At 69.3% G+C, this 21534-nt stretch carries 10 protein-coding genes and 1 tRNA gene; 6 read left to right on the top strand and 5 right to left on the bottom strand.

Annotated features, from left to right (window positions below):
• Positions 1–14: 14 nt before the first annotated feature.
• Complete coding sequence (locus tag EJO66_RS06325; protein WP_124958139.1) at positions 15–1046, bottom strand: 2-dehydropantoate 2-reductase; 1032 nt, start codon at positions 1044–1046, stop codon at positions 15–17.
• Positions 1046–3670 carry an alanine--tRNA ligase gene (gene alaS / locus EJO66_RS06320; protein ID WP_124958140.1) on the bottom strand — a complete coding sequence of 875 codons (2625 nt, stop codon included), beginning with the start codon at positions 3668–3670 and terminating at the stop codon, positions 1046–1048. The genes EJO66_RS06325 and alaS overlap by 1 nt, the downstream gene beginning before the upstream one ends.
• 231 nt (positions 3671–3901) lie before the next feature.
• Here alaS and EJO66_RS06315 point away from each other — a divergent pair, with 231 nt between their 5' ends.
• Positions 3902–4723, top strand: coding sequence for a ferritin-like domain-containing protein (locus tag EJO66_RS06315; protein WP_124958141.1), 822 nt, complete (start codon positions 3902–3904; stop codon positions 4721–4723).
• Positions 4724–4791: 68 nt separating this feature from the next.
• Here EJO66_RS06315 and EJO66_RS06310 read toward each other — a convergent pair whose 3' ends face one another.
• Entirely contained in the window at positions 4792–5259 is a 468-nt protein-coding gene (locus EJO66_RS06310; RefSeq protein ID WP_124958142.1) for a hypothetical protein, read from the bottom strand.
• A gap of 118 nt (positions 5260–5377) precedes the next feature.
• Here EJO66_RS06310 and EJO66_RS06305 point away from each other — a divergent pair.
• Positions 5378–5451: transfer RNA gene (locus EJO66_RS06305), tRNA-Gly, on the top strand.
• Between the two features lie 34 nt (positions 5452–5485).
• Here the strand turns inward: EJO66_RS06305 and EJO66_RS06300 are convergent.
• Together EJO66_RS06300 and EJO66_RS06295 are read right to left on the bottom strand one after the other, a co-directional pair.
• A complete protein-coding gene (locus EJO66_RS06300; protein WP_124958143.1) occupies positions 5486–5743 on the bottom strand; it encodes a hypothetical protein in 258 nt (85 codons plus the stop codon).
• 223 nt (positions 5744–5966) lie between these two features.
• A complete protein-coding gene (locus EJO66_RS06295; protein WP_124958144.1) occupies positions 5967–6740 on the bottom strand; it encodes a TIGR04325 family methyltransferase in 774 nt (257 codons plus the stop codon).
• An 861-nt stretch (positions 6741–7601) separates the two neighbouring features.
• Here EJO66_RS06295 and EJO66_RS06290 point away from each other — a divergent pair.
• The 4 genes from EJO66_RS06290 to EJO66_RS06275 are packed head-to-tail and all read left to right on the top strand — an operon-like array spanning position 7602 to position 21534.
• The gene (locus tag EJO66_RS06290; RefSeq protein WP_124958145.1) at positions 7602–14948 is read left to right on the top strand and encodes a polyketide synthase; all 7347 of its coding nucleotides are present in this window, start codon (positions 7602–7604) and stop codon (positions 14946–14948) included.
• Positions 14945–19951 (top strand): non-ribosomal peptide synthetase, encoded by a 5007-nt coding sequence (locus tag EJO66_RS06285; protein ID WP_124958146.1) that lies wholly within the window; start codon positions 14945–14947, stop codon positions 19949–19951. Before EJO66_RS06290 ends, EJO66_RS06285 begins: the two co-directional genes overlap by 4 nt.
• Positions 19952–19957: 6 nt before the next feature.
• A complete protein-coding gene (locus EJO66_RS06280; protein ID WP_124958147.1) occupies positions 19958–20719 on the top strand; it encodes a 4'-phosphopantetheinyl transferase family protein in 762 nt (253 codons plus the stop codon).
• Complete coding sequence (locus tag EJO66_RS06275) at positions 20716–21534, top strand: serine aminopeptidase domain-containing protein (RefSeq protein ID WP_124958148.1); 819 nt, start codon at positions 20716–20718, stop codon at positions 21532–21534. The genes EJO66_RS06280 and EJO66_RS06275 overlap by 4 nt, the downstream gene beginning before the upstream one ends.

Here is a 21534-nt window from a genome sequence, read left to right as displayed (position 1 = left end):
GTACAGCGTCCGCGCTACAGGCCCAGCGCGTCTTGCAATTGCCGTGCCGTCCAGCGCCGGGGCTGCGCGGGCCACTCCTCGAGCAGCGCGAACATCCTTGCGTTGCGCGGCGCCTCCAGGTCCTGGTCCTGCGCGAGCCGCACGACTTCGCCGCTGAGCGCATCGATCTCGGTGCGCCGCCCGAGCGCCAGGTCGTCGGCCATGCTCGAGCGGGCCTTGGCATCGATGCGCAGCATGCGCGCCGCGACGAGGCGAAACAGCCAGTCGGGCAGCCGCAGCACGGCCGACAGCCGCTGCGCCGGCACCGCGGCCACCTGCGCGGGCGCGATGCCGGCACTGCCCAGCACGCCGAGCGCCTCGTCGATCAGCGCCGCAAAGCAGCGCCGGTAGCCGCGCTGCAGCAGCTCGTCGCGCAGCGGCAGCCCCGAGAGCGCATTGACCGGGTTGTTGAGGTTGAGCAGCAGCTTGCCCCATTGCACGGGCAGCAGGTCAGGGAAAAGGTCGAGCGGCACGCCGGCCCGCGCGAAGACCGGCAGCCAGGGCCGCAGCGCCGCATCGTCCTGCGCCGCCAGCCGGCCGGCCGTTCCGCGGTGGAAGGCACCGGGCCCAATCTCGGCCACGTTGTAGGGCACCATGCCCGGCAGCACCTGGAGCGTGGGCCCCACGCGCGACGCCGCGGCGCAATTTGAAATGCCGTTCTGCAGCGAGAGGACCAGCGTGCCCGCGGGCAGCGCAAAGGCGAGCTCGGCGGCGGCGGCGGCTGTGGCACCGCTCTTCACGCACAGCAGCACCAGGGCTGGCATCGCGCCGACGGGCACCTGTTCGCTCAGCCGAAGGCTCGCGGCCGGCAGGCGATGCATGCCGCCTTCCAGGTCGCTGAGCGCCAGGCCGTGCTCCGCAAGGCCCTGCAGCACGCGCGGGCGGCCGACGAAAGTCACCGGCACACCGGCCGCCGCCAGGCTGCCGCCCACGAAGCAGCCGATGGTGCCCGCCCCCATCACCAGCACTTCGCCGGGAGGCCGGTCGGGCACCTCGGCTCGGGCCATCAGGTGCGTTCCGCCACCCAGGCTTGCACCGATTGGAGCGCCGCCGGCAGGCCTGCGGCATCGGTGCCGCCGGCCATGGCCATGTCGGCCTTGCCGCCGCCCTTGCCGCCCACCTGCTGCGCGACAAAGTTGACCAGTTCGCCGGCCTTGACCTTGCCGACCGTGTCGCTCGTGACGCCCGCAGCCACCTGCACCTTGGCGCCGTCGACCGCGGCCAGCACGACCACGGCCGTCTTGAGCTTGTCCTTGAGCTTGTCCATGGTCTCGCGCAGCGTCTTGGCGTCGGCGCCATCGAGCTTGGCCGCCAGCACCTTGATCCCGTTGACGTCGACCGCCTGCGCCAGGAGCTCGTCGCCCTTGGACGATGCGAGCTTGCCCTTGAGCGAACCCACCTCGCGCTCCAGCGCCCTCACCTGCTCCAGCACCTGCGTGAGCCGGCCCTGCAGCTCGCCCGCCGGCGACTTGAGCGTGGCGGCCACGCTCTGCACCGTGGCTTCGAGCTCCTGCAGGTAGCCGAGCGCATTGGCGCCCGTGACGGCTTCGATGCGGCGCACGCCGGCGGCCACGCCGCCTTCGTTCACGATCTTGAACAGGCCGATGTCGCCCGTGCGGCCCACGTGGGTGCCGCCGCAGAGCTCGCGGCTGGAGCCGATGTCGAGCACGCGCACGCTCTCGCCGTACTTCTCGCCGAACAGCATCATGGCGCCGGTCTTCTGGGCCGACTCCATGTCCATCACGCGCGCATGCGTCTCGGTGTTGGCCAGGATCTCGGCGTTCACGCGCTTCTCGATCTCCAGGATCTGGTCGTGCGTGACGGCCGCGTTGTGCGCGAAGTCGAAGCGCGTCTTGTCGGCATCGACCAGCGAGCCCTTCTGCTGCACGTGCGTGCCCAGCACTTCGCGCAGGGCCTTGTGCATCAGGTGCGTGACCGAGTGGTTGCGCATGGTGGCGGCGCGGCGCGCGGTGTCGACCGCGGCCTTGACCGTGTCGCCCACCTTGAGCGTGCCCTGCGTCTGCGTGCCGTGGTGGCCGAACACGTCGGCCTTGATCTTCTGCGTGTCGTCCACGCCGAACTGCACGCCCTCGGCCACCAGCACGCCCTGGTCGCCGACCTGCCCGCCGCTCTCCGAATAGAAGGGCGTGGTGTCGAGCACCACGATGCCGGGCTGGCCTTCCTTCAGTTGCTGCACGGCCGCGCCTTCGAAGTACAGCGCCACGACCTTGGCCGTTTCCTCGAGGTGTTCGTAGCCCGTGAAGACGTTGCCCGCGCCGCCGTATTCGACGTTGCGGTCCATCTTGAACTTGCCGGCGGCGCGGCCTGCCGCCTTCTGCTTTTCCATGGCGGCATTGAAGCCGGCCTCGTCGACGCTCACGCCGCGCTCGCGGCACACGTCGGCCGACAGGTCCAGCGGGAAGCCGTAGGTATCGTGCAGCTTGAAGGCGACTTCGCCCGGCAGCGTCTTCGCGTCGCCGGCCAGGGCCGCGTCGAGGATTTCCATGCCGTTGGCCAGCGTCTCGAAGAAGCGTTCTTCCTCGGCCTTGAGCGTTTCGGTGATGCGCTTCTCGTCGGCCACCAGCTTGGGGTAGGCCTCGCCCATGAGCTTCACGAGGTCGGGCACCAGCTTGTGGAAGAAGGGCTTCTTCTGGCCCAGCTTGTAGCCGTGGCGAATGGCGCGGCGCACGATGCGGCGCTGCACGTAGCCGCGGCCTTCGTTCGACGGAATGACACCGTCGGCCACCAGGAACGAGGTGGCGCGGATGTGGTCGGCAATCACCTTGAGCGAGTTGTTGCCCAGGTCCTTCTCGCCGGTTTCGCGCGCGGCGGCCTGGATGAGCGCATCGAAGATGTCGATCTCGTAGTTGCTGTGCACGTGCTGCAGGATCGCGGCCAGGCGCTCCAGGCCCATGCCGGTATCGACGCAGGGCGCGGGCAGCTTCCTGACCGAGCCGTCGGGCTGCATGTCGAACTGCATGAACACGTTGTTCCAGATCTCGATGTAGCGGTCGCCGTCTTCGTCGGGGCTGCCGGGCGGGCCGCCGGGGATCTCGGGGCCGTGGTCGTAGAAGATCTCGGAGCACGGGCCGCAGGGGCCCGTGTCGGCCATCATCCAGAAGTTGTCGGACATGTAGCGCCCGCCCTTGTTGTCGCCGATGCGCACCACGCGCTCGGGCGGCAGGCCGATCTCCTTGGTCCAGATGTCGTAGGCCTCGTCGTCCTCGATGTAGACCGTGGCCCAGAGCTTTTCTGCCGGCAGCTTGTAGACCTGGGTCAGCAGTTCGAAGGCCCAGGTGAGCGATTCGCGCTTGAAGTAGTCGCCGAAGCTCCAGTTGCCCAGCATCTCGAAGAAGGTGTGGTGGCGCGCGGTGTAGCCCACGTTCTCCAGGTCGTTGTGCTTGCCGCCGGCGCGCAGGCAGGCCTGGACCGAGGCGGCGCGCACGTAGGGGCGCTTGTCTTCGCCCAGGAACACGTCCTTGAACTGCACCATGCCCGAGTTGGTGAACATGAGCGTGGGGTCGTTGCCCGGCACCAGCGAGCTGGAGGCCACCACCGTGTGGCCCTTGGAAGCGAAGAAATCGAGAAAGGTCTTGCGGATGTCCGCGACCGTGATTGTGGGCTGGCTCATCTTTGGATTTCGTCTTCTGTCGAGGGCGGCCTGGCGATGGCGACCCTCTCGTCGAAACCACTGCGGCGAACCGACCTGACTGCTTGATTTGCTTGAACAATCGATTATAGGTTTGGCTACCGGGCCGCGCGCCCGGCGGGAGCGGTGCCAAAGCTAATATGGGAATTAGCGCGCAGAACCAAATGCGCCCGGCTTCGTCCCATTCATTTCAACGTGAATCAAGGAGCATGCATGGCAGGCCAAGAGGCGGCACACTGGAAGATCGAGGACCTGGATTTCTCCCGCATCGCGCGGGCGGAGGTCCGCCGGGACGAAAATCTCTTCTACCTCGTGGCCTGCGCCTCATTCATCGAAAGCGGCTCCGACCTGTACACCCAGAACCTGGTCGACTTCTTCCGCGGCGACGACGAGGTCACCGCCTGGCTCACCGACCGATGGGAAGCCGAGGAACTGCAGCATGGCAGGGCGTTGCGCGCCTACGTGTCCCACGTCTGGCCCGAATTCGACTGGGAAGGCGCCTACCGCGGCTTCCTGGAGGAATACGCCACCTACTGCAAGGTGGAGCTGCTCGCGCCGACGCGCGGGCTCGAGCTGACCGCGCGCTGTGTCATCGAGACCGGCACCGCCAGCTACTACCGGGCGCTGGCGCGCAGCACGGCCGAACCGGTGCTGCGCGACCTGGCGAGCCGCATCGCGGCCGACGAGGTCAGCCACTACAAGCACTTCTACCGCTTTTTTCGCCGCTACCGGCAAGAGGAAGGGCTGGGCCGCTTCCGCGTGCTGGGCACCATCGGCCGGCGCACGCTGGAACTCAAGAGCGAGGACGCCGACTGCGCCATCCGCCACGTGGTGCGCGCCCGCACCCCCGAGCGGGCCGCCGACACCGCCTACATCCAGCAGCTGAGCGCACGCATGAACAGCACCGTGCGCACCCACCTGAGCCCGGGCGCCACGCTCAAGATGCTGATGCGGCCGCTGGAACTGCCGGCCGGCGTGCAGGCCGTGGTGCAGTACCCCATCAGGCAGTTCATGGAGCACCTCTTCCTGCGCTGACGGGTTCGGGATTGCAAACTTTTTTGCAATTCGCGGAGAAATTCACACTTTTGAACTCCTTCATGTCTTCACTTGCGGGGCCGGGAAAGGGAAGCTTCGCCCTTTGCCAATCCACCAATGTGAGCGGAGAAATGGTCCATCAGGTCATTCACAACGCAACAGTCACGTTGCAGTTGTCCTTCTACTTGAGCGTCGACGAGAGGGTCGAGGCGCTTCGGGCAGCCGGCATACCGGTCGATGAATCGGGAAACGCGACAGCAGGCTACCTGTTCGTGCGAACCACGGGCCGCGTCGGCAAACGCAGGAACACCTACCGCTGGTTTGCCGCCGGCATCGGCGAAGAGGCCCATGCCGGGGACGTGCTGCCCGAGCCGGTCTGGGCCGAGGAACAGTCCGCGCATGCGGACGAGATCGATATGGGCACCACCCTCGTCCCCGTTGCGCCGGAGCTTGTGCCCGCCACCGTCGCGTACCTGCGGCTGTGGAAGGAACTGGAGCAGCGCTCCCGCGAAGCGGCAAGTGCCTTGCAGCGGCAAGGGGGCAGGATGAGCCTTCGGTTTTTCGAAGCTAGCTTTCGGCGGCCGTTGCCGCGTGCGGCCGCTGCATTGGCGTCCGGTTCGGGCATCCGGACTGACGGTAGAATCCGCGCCTGCTGCGGGTGTAGTTCAATGGTAGAACGGCAGCTTCCCAAGCTTCATACGAGGGTTCGATTCCCTTCACCCGCTCCACAAGCCCCGCACCCCTGCGCGGCCTGCACGCCGCTCACAGCCGCCGCGCAAGCTTCGACCGGCTCTCCTCCGTCCGCATCCTGTTGATCTCGGCCATACCCTCCTTGGTGATGCGCGTCACGGTGGCGTTGCGTGCGTTCTTGTATTTGCCGGAGCCGTCCAGCGCCGGGGCTATTTCTGCTTCGATCAGACCCGTTGCCTTGAGGATCGACACGTGCCGAACGTCTTCGGGAATCACCACTCTCTTGGGCAGCGAGGCGTGTTGAAGGCTCATCAGGAAAGTCAGGGGCATGCGGATCCCTCGATCACGTAGTTGTTGCCGCAAATGTTCCTTGGCGTGAGATTCGAAAAAAGTATTTCCCTGCCGCGTCGGCTTGTCGGACGCAAGCCAGCCACGATGTAGCAAAGACGCCAACTTGAAACAGGAAAACCCTCCTGACGAAGGGCTGGGAATTCGGGCCGCCCGAGGCTGGCGCAACCACGGGGCCGAGTGCCAGATGGTACCTAGGTACCCACTATCCCGCCAGATCGAAGCAGCAGCCCGCGTAGTAGGGCTTGTCGCCGCCCTCGACGAACGGCACCTCGATGGGCTTGCCTTCGTTGCGCCAGGCATCGCGGCGCTTGTAGCCGGCGTCCCTGAGCTCGGCCCACAGTTCCTCGACATGCTGGATGCGGTAGGGGCAGAACGCGATGCCAATACTGTTGATCGTGTAGATGGTGCGTTCGGGGTGCACGGCCGTCGTGTTCAGCACGATGCGCTTCGGCTTCACGGCGAGCGTTGCAAGAATCTCGGCGATGCGCTGCGGCAAATACTGCAGGCTGCCCGAGGCATAGAGCACGTCGCAGCCGCTCGCGTCCTGGTAGTCGGTGGTGAAGTCCAGCTGCGCGGTGGCGTCGCGCTGCACGGCCAGTTCCTTCCCTGATTGCACCACCCCGGGCACGTCGCAGACCGTCCAGCGCAGGCCGTCGGGGTAAGGCAGGACGCGGCGGAATGCGTAGTACTTGATGCCCACATGGCCGCCGAGGTCGAACACGCGCCGCATGCCCTCGTCGAACGATCTCCCGAGCCAGAAAAGGCCGGGGTAGTCGTAGAAGTAGATCTGGTGGGTGTAGAGCTCGCCTGCCGCCTTGGCGTTGCTGTAGCCAACGGCCTTCGACTCCGGCGCGCCGGCCTCGGCGGCGGCAAAGCTCTCGAACGAGCCCATGAAGAGGTTCTCGGTTTCGTTGACCAGGAACTTGCGCCGATAGGCTTCGACGCGATGACGCAAGGGCAGCAGGTTGGGAAGCATGAGCTGGTTTCCTCTTTGGCTGAATGCGAACCCCAAGATCCGGGTGCCGCGCGGATGAACTTTCGGCAAGAACCGGCGCTTTTCGGATTTGCCGCGGACCTTCAGGCTTCGAATTGCCATCAGAATGCCACAAATTCGATTGATTTATTAAATTCACAAAATCCCCGGCCCGAATCCCGTCAATCAACGAGTCGGCCGGCCACCCCGGAGTTACACAATTCCGGCGTCCTCCCCGTGAATATCTTCATATTCACCCAAAGCCAAGGCAATTAATAGCTACCTTGCCCTGCGCGAGTAGCGATTACATCCATTGCGCTTCGCAGCCCGCCAAATCTGCCTCTGGCCGACGCGCTGCGGTATCCAGCGCAGGGAATGCCGGGCAGCCGGCACTCCCCTGTCTCGCCTCTACCCCGTCTCCCCATTTTGCAGATGTATTCGGCTTGCGCAGCAGCGGTTTGCCATGTTTTCGGCAGGCGCTTTGTCATGGTCGCAAGCGGTGCCATCGGGGGCGCTTGTCTCCCTTCGGAGGGGGCGCATTGCTCATGCGCGACCGCAGCGCAATTCCTACAGTGAGTTCCCTGGGTCAATGCCTTCCTGGCAAACGCCCCTCCCGCAGATCGGGCGAATCAAGGAAAGCCGGTGCTAATGACCGCTGGCTACCCTATTCGAGCGATATGAGGTAGTACGAACATGTAACGAACGATTCAGAAATGTAACCCGACAAACTTTGATCAACACCGTGCCCGACAAAGCCTCTAGGATTGCCCCGAAATACAAACTAACGTACTAACTATTTAATTGGCTTAATTGCCAATTTCTGAACGCACACCCATTGCATGCATCACTTTTTTTATTTTCTCTATGAAAATTCAATTAGCCGATCCGGCGCAATCCGCGCCCCCCCGACTTTCGTTGGGTGATCTGTTCGTTTCGCGCCCCGATTCGGATCGCCCGGACGAACGGGCCCAGGGCTCGGTGGCACTCGGGGAGCAGGGCACGCAGCGCTGGACGCAATGGCTCGGCGCCACCGGCCAGCTGCCCGACACCCCCTTCGCGGCCGCGTGGCTGCTGCTCCAGGCGCGCTGGCTCGGCGAACAGCAGCCGGATCCGGCCCAATCGGCCCACACCTGGCTGGCCTCGCTCGACCAGGAACGGCGCCAGGCAGCAGCCGCAGACTCTCCGGAGCCATCGCCGAAAGTTCTCTGGCTGCGCGGCGACCCCGGGGCCGACAGCGCCCTGGCCCCTCTCCTTCTCTGGCTGAGCACCACCGCATCGGACGCGCCGCGCCTTCACGCCAGTGCGGCAGCAAGCCTGCTGGACGCGGCATCGGTGCAGCAGCTGCTCACGGCCATTGCCGACACCGCCGCCGATCTGCTCGACCGGCCCGATTGCCCCCTCGGCGAGATCCGCACCCTGCCCCTCGCCGACCGCGAGCACCAGCTCGCCGAATGGAACACGGCGCCCGCTTCCCTTGACCGGAGCCTCACCGTGGTGGGGATGTTCGCCCGCCAAGCCGCGGCCACGCCCGACGCCATCGCGCTCGCGCAGGGCGATGCGCAGATGAGCTACGGCGAACTCGAGCGCCAGTCCGGCCAGCTTGCGCACCGCCTGCAGCACCTGGGCGTGCGTGCGGGCGACAACGTGGGGATGGTGCTCGACAGGTCGATCGAGGCCGTGGTGGCGCAACTGGGCATCCTCAAGGCGGGCGCGGCCTATGTGCCGGTGCCGACGGATTTCCCGCCCGAGCGCATCGCCTTCATGCTCGAGCAGGCGGACGCGCAACGGGTGGTCAGCACCTCGGCGCTGCGCCACCTGGTGCCCGCTTCCCGTGCGCTGCTGCTGCTCGACGAAGCCGAGGACACCGAACCCGCGCCCTGGAGCGCTCCCGCCATCGACGGCGAATCGGTGGCGTACGTGATGTACACCTCGGGCTCCACGGGCACGCCCAAGGGCATCGAGATCTGCCACCGCGCGATCCTGCGCCTGGCCGTCGGCGTCGACTATGCGGATCTGGCGCCGGGCCGCGGCGTACTGCATGCCGCGCCGCTGGCCTTCGATGCCGCCACCTTCGAGATCTGGGGACCGCTGCTCAACGGCGGCTGCTGCGTGGTGCATGGCGAGCGCGTGCCTACGGGCACCGGCCTGGCCCGCACCATCGCGCGCCACCAGGTGCACACCGCCTGGCTCACGGCGGCGCTGTTCAACGCGGTGATCGACGACGACCCGGCGCACCTTTCGGGCCTGCGGCATCTCATCACCGGCGGCGAAGCGCTCTCGGTGCCGCACGTGCGGCGCGCACTGGCCGCGCTTCCGGCGCTTGCGCTCAGCAACGGCTACGGGCCGACCGAATGCACCACCTTCGCGGCCACCCACCGCATTCCAGCCGCGCTGTCCGCCGAGCTGCGCTCGGTACCGATCGGGCGGCCCATCAAGGACACCGTGCTGCGCGTGCTGAGCCCCTCGATGGACCTGCTGCCGAGCGGCCTGGTGGGCGAGCTGTGCATCGGCGGGCATGGGCTCGCGCGCGGCTACCTGCGGCAGCCCCGGTTGACCGAAGAACGCTTCGTGCCCGATCCGTTCGGCGCGCCCGGCGAGCGCCTCTACCGCACCGGCGACCTGGCGCGCTGGCTGCCCGACGGCACGCTCGAGTTCATCGGACGGCGCGACGGCCAGGTCAAGATCCACGGCCACCGCATCGAGACCGGCGAGGTCGAGACGGCCATCCTCTCGCACCCCGCGATCCAGGCCTGCGCCGTCGATGCGCGGCCCGACGCCGATGGGCAGCTGCGCCTGGTGGCCTACCTCGTCGCGCGCTCGCACAGGCTCTCGTGGGATGCGCTGCGCGCGCACCTGGCCGCGCGCCTGCCCGCGGCGCTGCTGCCCTCCGCGCAGGTCTGGCTCGCGCAGCTGCCGGTCACGCCCAACGGCAAGCTCGACCGCCGCGCGCTGCCCGAACCGGCGGCCGAGCGGCCCGATCTCGCGCAGCCCTTCGAGGAAGCGCGCGGCGCCGCCGAGCAGCGCGTGTGCGAAGCCTTCGCCCGCGCGCTGCACATCGAGAAGGTGGGGCGCAACGACAACTTCTTCGACCTGGGCGGCGACTCGCTGCGCGTGCTGCAGGTGCTGGCCGAACTGCAGCAGGACAGCGCGCAGCCGCTGTCGACCAATCTGTTCTTCCGCCATCCGACGCCGAGCGCCATCGCGGCCGAGCTGGAGACCGCTGCCGACGCGGCGCCCGCGCCCGCCGCCGCGCCGCGCACGGCGCGGGAGCAGCAGCCGCTCGCCGAGCCCGACGCCCACATGTCGGAAGCCATTGCGCTGATCGCCACCGCGGGCCGCTTTCCGGGCGCGGCCGATGTCGAGCAGTTCTGGGAGAACCTCGTTGCCGGCCGCGACACCATCAGCTTCTTCGACGACGACACGCTCGATGCCGGCGTGAGCGAAGCGCTGCGCAAGGACCCGGCCTACGTGCGGGCTCGCGGCGTGATCGAGGGCATCGAGAACTTCGACGCCGCCTTCTTCGGCATCGGCCCGAAGGACGCCGCGCTGATGGACCCGCAGCAGCGCGTGTTCCTGGAGATCTGCTGGGAATGCCTGGAGCGCGCGGGCTACGTGCCTGATGCCGCGCCCGGCCCGGTCGGCGTGTATGCCGGCATGTACAACGCCAGCTACTTCCAGCGCCATGTCGCCACCCGGCCCGACCTCGTCGAAGCGGTGGGCGAGTTCCAGGTGATGCTGGCCAACGAGAAGGACTACATCACCACGCGCGTGGCCAACCGGCTCAACCTGACGGGGCCGGCGGTGAGCATCCATACCGCCTGCTCGACCTCGCTGGTGGCCGTGGCCCATGCCTTCCATGCGCTGCGCACCGGCCAGTGCTACATGGCGCTGGCCGGTGGCGCCTCCGTCACCTGCCCGCCGCGCAGCGGCTACCTGTACCAGGAAGGCTCGATGCTCTCGCCCGACGGGCACACGCGCAGCTTCGACGCACAGGCGCAGGGCACGGTCTTCAGCGACGGCGCCGCAGTGGTGCTGCTCAAGCGCCTGGCCGATGCGCAGGCCGACGGCGACACCATCTACGCGGTGCTGCGCAGCGCCTGCGTCAACAACGACGGCGGCACCAAGGCCAGCTTCACCGCGCCCAGCGTGGACGGCCAGGCCGCGGTGATCCGCGCGGCGCTGGCGGCGGCCAACGTGGACGCGCGCAGCATCTCCTACGTCGAGGCCCACGGCACCGCCACGCCGATGGGCGACCCGGTCGAGGTCGAGGCGCTGACCTGCGCCTATGCCGAGCACACCGGCGCGCTCGGCTACTGCACGCTCGGCTCGCTCAAGAGCAACGTGGGCCACATGGTGACCGCCGCGGGAGCCGCCGGCCTCATCAAGGCGGCGCTCTCGCTGCACCACGAGGCGATTCCGCCGACCGCGCACTTCAGCGCGCCGAACCCGGCGATCGACTTCGCGCGCACGCCCTTCTACGTGAGCGGCAGCCTGCAGGCCTGGCCGCGCACCGGCCAGCCGCGGCGCGCCGGCGTGAGCGCCTTCGGCGTGGGCGGCACCAACGCGCACGTCATCCTCGAGGAAGCACCCGCGCGCCCCGCCACGGCCAGCGCCGCGGGGCCGCAGGTGCTGCCGATCTCGGCCCGCTCGGAAGCCGCGCTGGCCGCGGCCACGGAGCAGCTGGCCGCGCACCTCGACGCCACGCCCGGCGTGCCGCTGGCCGACGTCGCGTATACGCTGAGCGTGGGCCGCAAGGCGCATGCCTTCCGCCGCGCGGTGGTGGCCGGCGATGCGGCGCAGGCCGTGGCCGCACTGCGCGCGGGCGACAGCCCGTGGCGCGCCAGCGGCCGCGTCGATGCGCGCGCGCCGCAGCCGGTGCTGATGTTCCCGGGCCAGGGTGCGCAGTACACCGGCATGGGCAAGATCCTGCACGCCAACGATCCGGTGTTCGCGGCCGCCTTCGACACCTGCCTGAAGGCCTTCGGCAGCGCGGTTGACTTCGACCTGCGCGAGCGCATGTTCGGCGACGACCCGCAGGCGCTGCTGCCCACCGCCGTCACGCAGCCCGCCATCTTCGCCATCGAGTACGCGCTGGCGCGCCGGCTGCTCTCGCTGGGCGTGCGGCCGCATGCGCTCATCGGCCACAGCGTGGGCGAGTTCGTTGCCGCGGTGATCGCCGGCGTGATGCGGCTGGAAGACGCGGCCCGGCTGGTGGCCCGCCGCGGCGCGCTCATGCAGGCGCAGCCCGCGGGCGCGATGCTGTCGGTACGCCTGGGCGCGGCCGAACTCTCGGCCCGGCTCGGCCCGCTGCTCTCGCTGGCCGCGGACAACGGACCCACCGCCTGCGTGGTGGCCGGCCCGTTCGACGCGATCGAATCGCTGCGCGCCTCGCTGCAGGAAGAAGACATTGCGAGCCGCCAGCTGCAGACCTCGCACGCCTTCCATTCCTCCATGATGGATGCCGCCGTCGCGCCCTTCGAGGCGCTGGTCGGCGAAGTGGCGCTGCACCCGCCGACGGTGCCGATCTTCTCGACGCTCACGGGCCGCCTGATCGAGGATGCCGAGGCCACCAGCCCCGCCTACTGGGCACGCCACCTGCGCAGCACCGTCCAGTTCTCGCCCGCCGTGCGCAGCGCCATGGCGCAGGCGGTGCGCCCGCTCTTCATCGAGGTGGGCCCCCGCAACACGCTGGCCACGCTGGTGCGCCAGCACGGCGCGGCCGAAGTGATGCCGCTGCTGCACGGCGAGCCGGCCGACGAGGCCCGCACGCTGCGCCTGGCACTGGCCCGCCTCTGGACATGCGGCGCGGACGTGGAGCTGTCGCGCCTTTCCGTTCGCACCGGCGCACAGCGCGTGCGCCTGCCCACCTACCCCTTCGAACGCAAGCGTTTCTGGGTCGACATCGCAGCGGCCGCGGCGAGCCCGGCCATCCCCTTGCCGGTTTCGCCGCCGGCCCTGCTGCCCGTTGCCCCACCCACGCCCGCGCTCTTCGTTCCACCCACCTTCCTGGAGTCGACCGTGACAGCTGCAGTGCCCCCGCCACTTCCATCTCCCGCGTCCCCTGCCTTTCCTGCGCCCACCGAATCCATGGACGCGCGGCTGCGATCCCTGTTCGAGGACATCTCCGGCATGGACATGATGCAGGCCGAGGGACACGCCGCCTTCGGCGAGCTGGGCCTGGATTCGCTCACGCTGACGCAGGTCGCCACGCAGATCAAGAAGCGCTTCAAGGTGAACCTGAGCTTTCGACAGCTCATGGAGAACTACCGCAGCTTCGACACCCTTTCCGCGTTCCTGCGCGAGAGCCTGCCGCCCGAGCCCGTGGTTGCGGCCGCATCTGCACCCGCATCCACGGCTGCGGTCCCGCTGCCCGTGGCGGCGCCGGTGCAGGCGGCGGCCGTGCAGCCGCCGGCAGCGTTCCTGCCGGCAGTGAACGCACCGGCCGCGGGCACCGAGATCGGCAGCGGACCGATCGTGCAGCTGGTCGCGCAGCAGATGGAACTGATGCGGCGCCAGCTCGCGCTGCTGTCGGGCGCGGGCATGGACGCGCTGCCCTCTGCGCCTGCCATGCCAGCCATGCCCACCGCCGCAGGCATCGTGGCCGTGGCGGCGCAGCCCCCCGCCGACGAACCCGCCCCCGCCAGGGAGCCGCAGCGCTACGACGTCACCAAGGCCTTCGGCGCCATCGCGCGCATCCATACCCAGCGCACCGCCGAACCGAGCGGCCGGCAGAAGGCCCGGCTGGCCGCCTTCACGCGGCGCTACGTGGAGCGCACGCAAAAGAGCAAGCAGTTCACCCAGGCCAACCGCCCGCACATGGCCGACCCGCGCGTGGTCAACGGCTTCCGGCCGCTGACCAAGGAGATCACCTACCAGATCGTCATCGAGCGCTCCAAGGGCTCGAAGCTCTGGGACCTGGACGGCAACGAGTACGTCGATGCGCTCAACGGCTTCGGTATGAACATGTTCGGCTGGCAGCCCGACTTCGTGCAGGAAGCGGTGCGCAAGCAGCTCGACGCGGGCTACGAGATCGGGCCGCAGCATCCGCTGGCGGCCGACGTCACCGCCCTCATCTGCGAGCTCACGGGCTGCGACCGCGCGGCGCTGTGCAACACCGGCTCCGAAGCCGTGATGGCCGCGCTGCGCATCGCGCGCACGGTCACCGGGCGCAGCACCGTGGTGGTGTTCACCGGCTCCTACCACGGCACCTTCGACGAGGTGCTGGTGCGCGCCGGCAAGGGCGGCAAGGGCCTGTCGGCCGCGCCGGGCGTGATGAGCGGCATGTTCGGCGACATCCGCGTGCTGGACTACGGCACCGCGGAGGCGCTGGCCTTCATCCGCGACAACGCCGACGACCTGGCCGCCGTGCTGGCCGAGCCGGTGCAAAGCCGCCGGCCCGACTTCCAGCCGCGCGAGTTCCTGCAGGAAGTGCGCGCCATCACCGAGAAGAGCGGCACCTGCTTCATCTTCGACGAGGTCATCACGGGCTTTCGCGTCGGCCTTGGCGGCGCGCAGGAACTGTTCGGCGTGCGCGCCGACCTCGCCACCTACGGCAAGGTGATCGGCGGCGGCTTTCCGGTGGGCGTGATCGCCGGCAAGCGCGCCTTCATGGACGCGCTCGACGGCGGCGCCTGGCAGTACGGCGACGACTCGATCCCGGGCGTCGGCGTGACCTACTTCGCCGGCACCTTCGTGCGGCACCCGCTCGCGCTGGCCGCCGCCAAGGCCTCGCTCACGCACCTGAAGGAAGCCGGTCCGTCGCTGCAGGCCGGCCTCACGGGCAGCACCGCCGCCATGGCCGACGAACTGACCGCCTGGTGCGTGGAGGTGGGTGCGCCGATCGCGATCCGCCAGTTCGCCTCGCTCTGGCGCGTGAGCTGGCTCGAGGAGCATCCGCTGCAGGACCTGCTGTTCGCCATGATGCGCAGCCGCGGCGTGCACATCCTGGACAACTTCCCCTGCTTCCTCACCAGTGCGCACAGCGCCGAGGACATCGCCACCATCCAGCGCGTCTTCAAGGAGTCGGTGGCCGAGATGCAGGAATCGGGCTTCCTGCCGCGCCGCGCGACGGTGGTCACGGGTTTCGACTACCGCAAGCGCTGCGAGGAAGACGGCTCCGTCCTCGCCCGCGACGTCGACGGCCAGCCCTTCTGGTACGTGCCCGACGCCTCCAGCCCCACCCCTCTCATCAATGGAAAGGCCGCAGCATGAACGCCGTTCTCCGCCCCGCCGCCACCGGCGGTCTCATCGAATGCGTCATTCCGACAACCGAATCGCAGCGCGAGATCTGGCTCGGCGCGACGATGAGCACCGACGCCTCGCTGGCCTACAACGAATCGGTGCTGCTGCGCCTGCGCGGTCCGCTGGACACCGGCGCCATGGCACGTGCCGTGGCCCGGCTGGTCGAGCGCCACCAGGCACTGCGCGCCACCATCGCGCCGGACGGCAGCTGCATGCTGGTCGGCCGGCCCGGCGAAGGCCTGCTGGAGCAGCAGGACCTCAGCGGCCTCCTGCCCGAAGCCCGCGAGCAGGCGCTGAAGGCCGTGCACGACGACGCGGTGTGCACGCCCTTCGCGCTGGAGCATGGCCCGCTGTTCCGGGCGGTGCTCTGCAGGCTGGGCGAGGCCGAGCATGAACTCGTCATGTCGGCCCACCACGTGGTGTGCGACGGCTGGTCCTGGATGGTCATCACCGAGCAGCTCGGCCATTTCTATGCCGAGCAGACCGCCAGCGGGCAGCCGCTGAAGGCCGCGCCCACTTATGCGGACTTTGCCGCGCAGGAAGCCGCCGAAGCCGCGCATCCCGACATGCAGCCGCATGTGGACTACTGGCTGGAACGCTTCGCCGGCGGCACCCTGCCCGTGCTCGAGCTGCCGGTGGACCATCCACGCCCGGCCACGCGCACCTTCCATTCGCTGCGCACCGAACGCCTGCTCGACCGCCGGCTCGTGAGCGCCCTGCGCTCCGTCAGCGCGAAGACCGGCGCCAGCCTGTTCGCAGGCCTGTTCAGCGGCTTCGTCGCCACGCTGCACCGCATCACGGGGCAGGACGACATCGTGGTGGGCATTCCGGCATCGGGCCAGGTCGCGCGCGACATGCCCGGCCTGGTCGGCCACTGCGTGAACCTGCTGCCGCTGCGCATTGCCGCGCATGGGCAGCTGCGCTTCGACGCCCTGATGAGCGAATGCAGCACCGCCGTGCTCGACGCCTTCGAGCACCAGGCACTGACCTACGGCGCGCTGCTGGGCAAGCTGTCGCTGCAGCGCGACCCGAGCCGGCTGCCGCTGGTGAGCGTGGCGTTCAACGTCGACCCCGACGTTGCGAGCAGCGCGCAGGCCTTCCCGGGCCTCGAGGTCGCGCAGGACACGATCGCGCGCCAGTACGAGAACTTCGAACTCTTCCTGAACCTCCGCCCGCTCGACGGCGGCCTGCAGATCGAGGCGCAGTACAACACCGACCTGTTCGACGAGGCCAGCGTGCAGCGCTGGCTGGACATCTACGAGTGCGTGCTGCGCTCGGCCGCGCGCAACCCCGGCGAGCCGATCGGCCGGCTCGAGGTGCTGTCAGCCGAGGCCGCGCAGGCCCTGGTCGCACTGCAGCCGCCGGCCACCGAGCTGGATGGCGCGCCGCATGCGCTGGCCCGCTTCCGGGCGCGCGTGCCGATGCAGCCCGAGCGCCCCGCGGTGCGCGACGGTGCGCGGGTCTGCAGCTATGCCGAGCTCGATGCGCATTCCAACCGGCTGGCGCGGGCACTGCGCGCGCGCGGCGTTCGCCGCGGCGAGCGCGTGGGGCTGTGCCTGGAGCGCAGCATCGAGATGATCACCGGGCTCCTGGCCGTGCTCAAGGCCGGCGCCGCCTACGTGCCGCTCGACCCGGCGTTTCCGCAGGCGCGGCTCGAACACTACGCCAGGGACGCCGGGCTCTGCCTGCTGCTGACCTCGTCGGACATTGCGGCCGCCCCGCGCAACTGGCGCGGCGAAGCGGGCGCACAGGTGTTCGAGATCGACCGCGACACCGCCTGGCAGCAGGACAGCGGCGAACCCTTGCCACCCGGCGCGGACGACGCCGGCCCCGACGACGGCGCCTATGTGATCTACACCTCGGGCTCGACCGGCCTGCCCAAGGGCGTGTGCGCGCGGCACCGGTCGGTGGCCAACCTGCTGCAATGGATGCAGCGCAAATCGGGCATGACCGCAAGCGACCGGATCGCCGCGGTGACGACGCTCTCCTTCGACATGGCGGTGCCGGACCTGCTGCTGCCGCTGTCGACCGGGACCGAGATCGTGATGGTGCAGCGCGAACTGGCCATGGACGGCATCCGCCTGTGCCGGCTGCTCCAGGAAGAACGGATCACCTTCCTGCAGGCCACGCCGGGCATGTGGCAGATGCTGCTCGACGCCCAGTGGCCGGGCGCCCCGGGCTTTCGCGGCTGGATCGGCGGCGAGCCGCTGCGGCCCAGCCTGGCGCTCGCGCTGTGCGAGCGCCTGGACGAGCTCTGGAACGGATACGGGCCGACGGAGACCACGGTGTATTCCACGGCCTGGCTCGTGCGCCCCGACGTCGTCGCATCGCGCGGCGTGTCGATCGGGCACCCGGTCGACAACACCGAGATCTGGATCCTCGATGGCGACCTGCAGCCCTGCCCGATCGGCGTGCCGGGCGAGATCTGCATCGCGGGCGAAGGCCTGGCGCTCGGCTACATCGACCGCCCCGAACTCACGGCCGAGCGCTTCGTTGCCGCGCGCATCTTCGGCAGCGCAAAAACCGTGTACCGCACCGGCGACCGCGGCCGCTGGCGCAACGACGGGCTCATCGAACACCTGGGCCGGCTCGACTTCCAGCTCAAGGTGCGGGGCTACCGCATCGAACCCGGCGAGATCGAGGCGCGCTGCTGCGAGGTGGCCGGCGTGTCGCGCTGCGTGGTGGTGGCGCGCGAAGACAGCCCCGGCGATGTCCGGCTGGTGGCCTACCTTGCGCTGACGCCCGGCGTCGACTTCGAGCTCAACGCGCTGATGGCCCACCTGCGCGAGCACCTGCCGGCCTTCATGCTGCCGCAGCACGTGGTGGCGCTGAACGCGCTGCCCACGCTGCCCAACGGCAAGGTCGACCGCATCTCGCTGCCCGCGCCGCAGGCGGTGTCGCGCGACGAGGCGCGGCGCGGCGCCGGCCCGCGCACCGAATGCGAACGCAAGGTGCTCGCCACCATGGAAAAGGTGCTGAGCCTGCCGGGCCTGGACATGCGCGACGACTTCTTCACCATGGGCGGCCATTCGCTGCTGGCCTCGCGCCTGACCACGCTCCTGAGCCGCGAGTTCCAGATCACGCTGCCGCTGCGCTCGCTGTTCGAGGCGCCCACGGCCGAGAAGCTGGCCGCCGTGGTCGAGGGCCTGCAGAACGCGGGCGCAGGCGCGCAGGCACCGCTGCCCTGCCGCATCGATCGCAAGACGGCGCCGCTCACGCCCGCGCAGGAGCGCATCCGCTTCATGGAAGACCTGCACCCGGGCCGCTCGGTCTACAACGCGCCCGCGGCCCAGCGCCTGACCGGCGTCTTCGATGCGGAGCGCTTCGAGGCCGCATTCAGGGAAATCATCCGCCGCCAGCCCGCCATGCGCACCCGCATGGGCACCGATCCGCACACGGGCCAGCCGGCCCAGCTGATCGCGGAGTCGGTGGATTTCTCGCTGCCCTTCATCGACCTGCGCGACCTGCCGGCCGACCAGCGCGAGGCCGAGCTGGCCGAACGCATGCAGGAGCTCGCCGACCGGCCGATCGACATCCACCGCGCGCCGATGCTGCATGCCGCCGTGTTCCAGCTCGACCTGCACGAGCATGTGTTCGTCTTCGTGCCCCACCACCTGATCTGGGACGGCTGGTCCTTCGACCTGCTCCAGCGCGAACTATCCGCCATCTACGACGCGGCGGAGCGCGGCCGGCCGCACGCGCTGGCGCCCATCGCCACCACGCAGGGCGACTATGCCGAGTGGCTGGCCAACTGGATGAAGGAGCCGTCGTTCCAGGACCAGCTCGACTTCTGGCTCAAGCGCTTCGCGAGCGCGCCGATGCCGCGCCTGCCCAACACCGACATGCCGCGGCGCGCGGGCAAGAGCGGCCAGGGCGGCGCCCACTGGATCCGCGTCGACCTTGCCACCACGCAGCAGCTGCGCAAGGTGGCGCGCGACATGGACGTGACGCTCAGCATGCTGACCTTCGGCGTGTATGCGTTTGCCATGGGCAGCATCATCGGGTCCGAGACCATCGTCATCGCCAACCCGGTGCGGGGCCGGCAGCAGCCCGAGACCGAGGACGTGATGGGCTTCTTCAACAACGTGCTGCCGGTGTCGCTGCAGGTCGGCCTGGAACAGCCGCTCTCGGAGTTCATGCGCTACGTGAAGCGCGAGCTGCTCTCGCTCATGAACTACCAGCAGGTGCCGTTCGAGCGCCTGATGGCGGAGCCCGCGCTGGGCGCACGCGTCCGGGCGGTCGGGCCCTACCAGTCGATGTTCTCGTTCCAGGACGCGCGCGACCGTGCGCGCCGGCTCGGCAGCCTGCAGACCCGGCAGCTGCACCTGATGCAGCGCGGCGCCACCGACGACATCGGCGTGTGGCTGATGGACAAGCCGCACGGGCTGGAAGGCGCGCTGATCTACAACGCGGACATCTACCTGCGCGAGACCGGAGCGCACTTGCGCGACCGCTATCTCGAACTGCTGCAGAAAGTGGCCGATCGTCCCGAGGCCTCGCTGGCCGAGCTCGCGAGCGAAGAAGGCTCCGCGAGCGCCGTCTACCTGCGCCGGCTCGCCGCCGTCGATCCGCTCAGGGTTGCGGCGCCGGTGGATGCGCCGGCCGGTGCGGGCAAGGCGCAGGAAGACACCATCCTGAACCCCGAGCACGCGCAGCTCGCGCAGATCTGGGCCTCGGTGATCGGCATCGATGTCAACGACATCCGCTCGAGCGACAACTTCTTCGACCTGGGCGGAGATTCGCTGCTCGTGCTGCGTGCGATCCAGCAGGCCGAGAAGACGCTGGGCTACCACGTGCATTCGCGCCGCTACCTGTTCGAGAACCTCGGGCAGATCGCCTCCTCCGCCCACCAGGCCGCAGAGGACGCCGAGCTCTCGGATCTCGGAAAGCTGCCGCTCGGCAACCTGAAGGGCGCGGCGCGCAGCGACGGCCTGCTGAGCCGCACCTTCGGCAACTGGCTGCGCAAGGAGTGATACGTCATGGGCTCCGCAGCTTTTTCCCTGACTTCCGTCGATGCGCCGGTCTGCCAGTATCTCGAACTGGACGTCGGCCCCGGCCCCGAGGCGGAGCGGCTCCTCAGCGACGAGGAGCATGAGCGCGCCGCACAGTTCCGGTTCGCGGCCGACCGGCAGCGCTTCGTGGCGGCGCATGTCGCGCTGCGCTGCGCGCTGGCTGCGCACACCGGCGAGAGCCCCGAGGCGCTGCGCTTCACCCGCAGCGCGTTTGGCAAGCCTTCGCTGTCGGGCTGGCCGCGGGTGCGGTTCTCGCTGAGCCACAGCCTGGGGCTGGGACTGCTCGCCATCGGCGAACGCGGCCCGCTGGGGGCCGACGTCGAACTGCTGCGGCCGGTGCCCGATGCACTCGCGCTTGCCGCGCAGCATTTCACGGACAGCGAGAACGAAGCGCTGCTGGCGCTGCCCGCCGCCGAGCGCGAGCATGCCTTCCTGACCTGCTGGACGCGCAAGGAAGCCTGCCTCAAGGCCATCGGCCTCGGGCTGATCGTGCCGACGGAGCGCTTCGAGGTCGGGCTGGAGCCGGACTGCCGGAGCGTGGAAGTGCCTGTGGCCGGCCGGATCCTGTGGCTCGTGCTGCAGCCCGCGCCGCTGCGCGTGGACAGCGTGGGAGCCATTGCCGAATGGCGGCAGACGCACGTTCGCGCCAGCGTGCCGGGTTTCGCGGCGCAGACCTGCGCCCGCTCCCGCTCGGCGGAAAGGCGCGCAGCGCCAAGGGTGCCGCAATGAACGCGCACCCCTTCATGTTCGGACCGGCATCGCGCCAGATCTTCGGCGTATTCCATGCCGCCGGCGACGGGCGGCCCGGCAGTACCGCGGTGCTGGTGTGCCCGCCCTTCGGCCAGGAGGGCCTGCGGACCCACCGCTTCTTCAAGGTGCTGGCCGAGCGCCTCGCGCGCTCGGGCGTTGCCACGCTGCGCTTCGACTTCCACGGCGCGGGCGACTCGCCCGGCGATGAAAGCGAAGGGGAGCTCGACGGCTGGCGCCGCGACCTGTGCTCGGCCCACGAGGAACTGCGCCGCAGGGCCCCGGGAAGCCGCATCGTCTGGGTCGGTGCGCGGCTCGGCGCCACCCTGGCCGTGCTGGCGGCGCGCAACGGACGCTGCGACCCGGCGCGGCTCGTGCTGTGGGAGCCGGTGATCGACGGCCGGCGCTATGCGCGCCTCTTGCGCGAGCAGCATGTGGTGGCCATCGACACGACCTTCTGCATTCCGGACCTGGCCTGGCGCCGCAACCTGGCGCACGACCCCGATGCGCTGCCCGAGGAAGCGCTGGGCACCCTGCTGTCGCCCGCGCTGCGCACGCAGCTCGGCGCGCTGGCGCCCGAATCGCTGCCGCTCACCGCCCTGCACGACACGCTGGTGCTGACCTCGCCCGACGACCAGCACACCGCGCAATGGGCGGCCGAGCAGCAGTCGCGCCACATGCCGGTGCGGCTCGCCTATTTCCAGCACCGGCTCGACTGGACTGCCGATCCCTATCCCAACAGCGCCATGGTTCCCGCCGACGCGCTCAACCGCTTGCAGGGTGCCCTCCATGAATGA

Origin of the sequence: Variovorax beijingensis (assembly GCF_003951285.1) — a bacterium.
Taxonomy (GTDB): domain Bacteria; phylum Pseudomonadota; class Gammaproteobacteria; order Burkholderiales; family Burkholderiaceae_C; genus Variovorax; species Variovorax beijingensis.
Note: the sequence above shows the minus strand (reverse complement) of the source record. Positions and strands in the feature narration are given on the sequence as shown.

Coding starts and splice junctions, on each gene's coding strand:
- EJO66_RS06325 (WP_124958139.1), bottom strand. CDS start 1,046: ATGGCCCGAGCCGAGGTGCCCGACCGGCCTCCCGGCGAAGTGCTGGTG.
- alaS (WP_124958140.1), bottom strand. CDS start 3,670: ATGAGCCAGCCCACAATCACGGTCGCGGACATCCGCAAGACCTTTCTC.
- EJO66_RS06315 (WP_124958141.1), top strand. CDS start 3,902: ATGGCAGGCCAAGAGGCGGCACACTGGAAGATCGAGGACCTGGATTTC.
- EJO66_RS06300 (WP_124958143.1), bottom strand. CDS start 5,743: ATGCCCCTGACTTTCCTGATGAGCCTTCAACACGCCTCGCTGCCCAAG.
- EJO66_RS06295 (WP_124958144.1), bottom strand. CDS start 6,740: ATGCTTCCCAACCTGCTGCCCTTGCGTCATCGCGTCGAAGCCTATCGG.
- EJO66_RS06290 (WP_124958145.1), top strand. CDS start 7,602: ATGAAAATTCAATTAGCCGATCCGGCGCAATCCGCGCCCCCCCGACTT.
- EJO66_RS06285 (WP_124958146.1), top strand. CDS start 14,945: ATGAACGCCGTTCTCCGCCCCGCCGCCACCGGCGGTCTCATCGAATGC.
- EJO66_RS06280 (WP_124958147.1), top strand. CDS start 19,958: ATGGGCTCCGCAGCTTTTTCCCTGACTTCCGTCGATGCGCCGGTCTGC.
- EJO66_RS06275 (WP_124958148.1), top strand. CDS start 20,716: ATGAACGCGCACCCCTTCATGTTCGGACCGGCATCGCGCCAGATCTTC.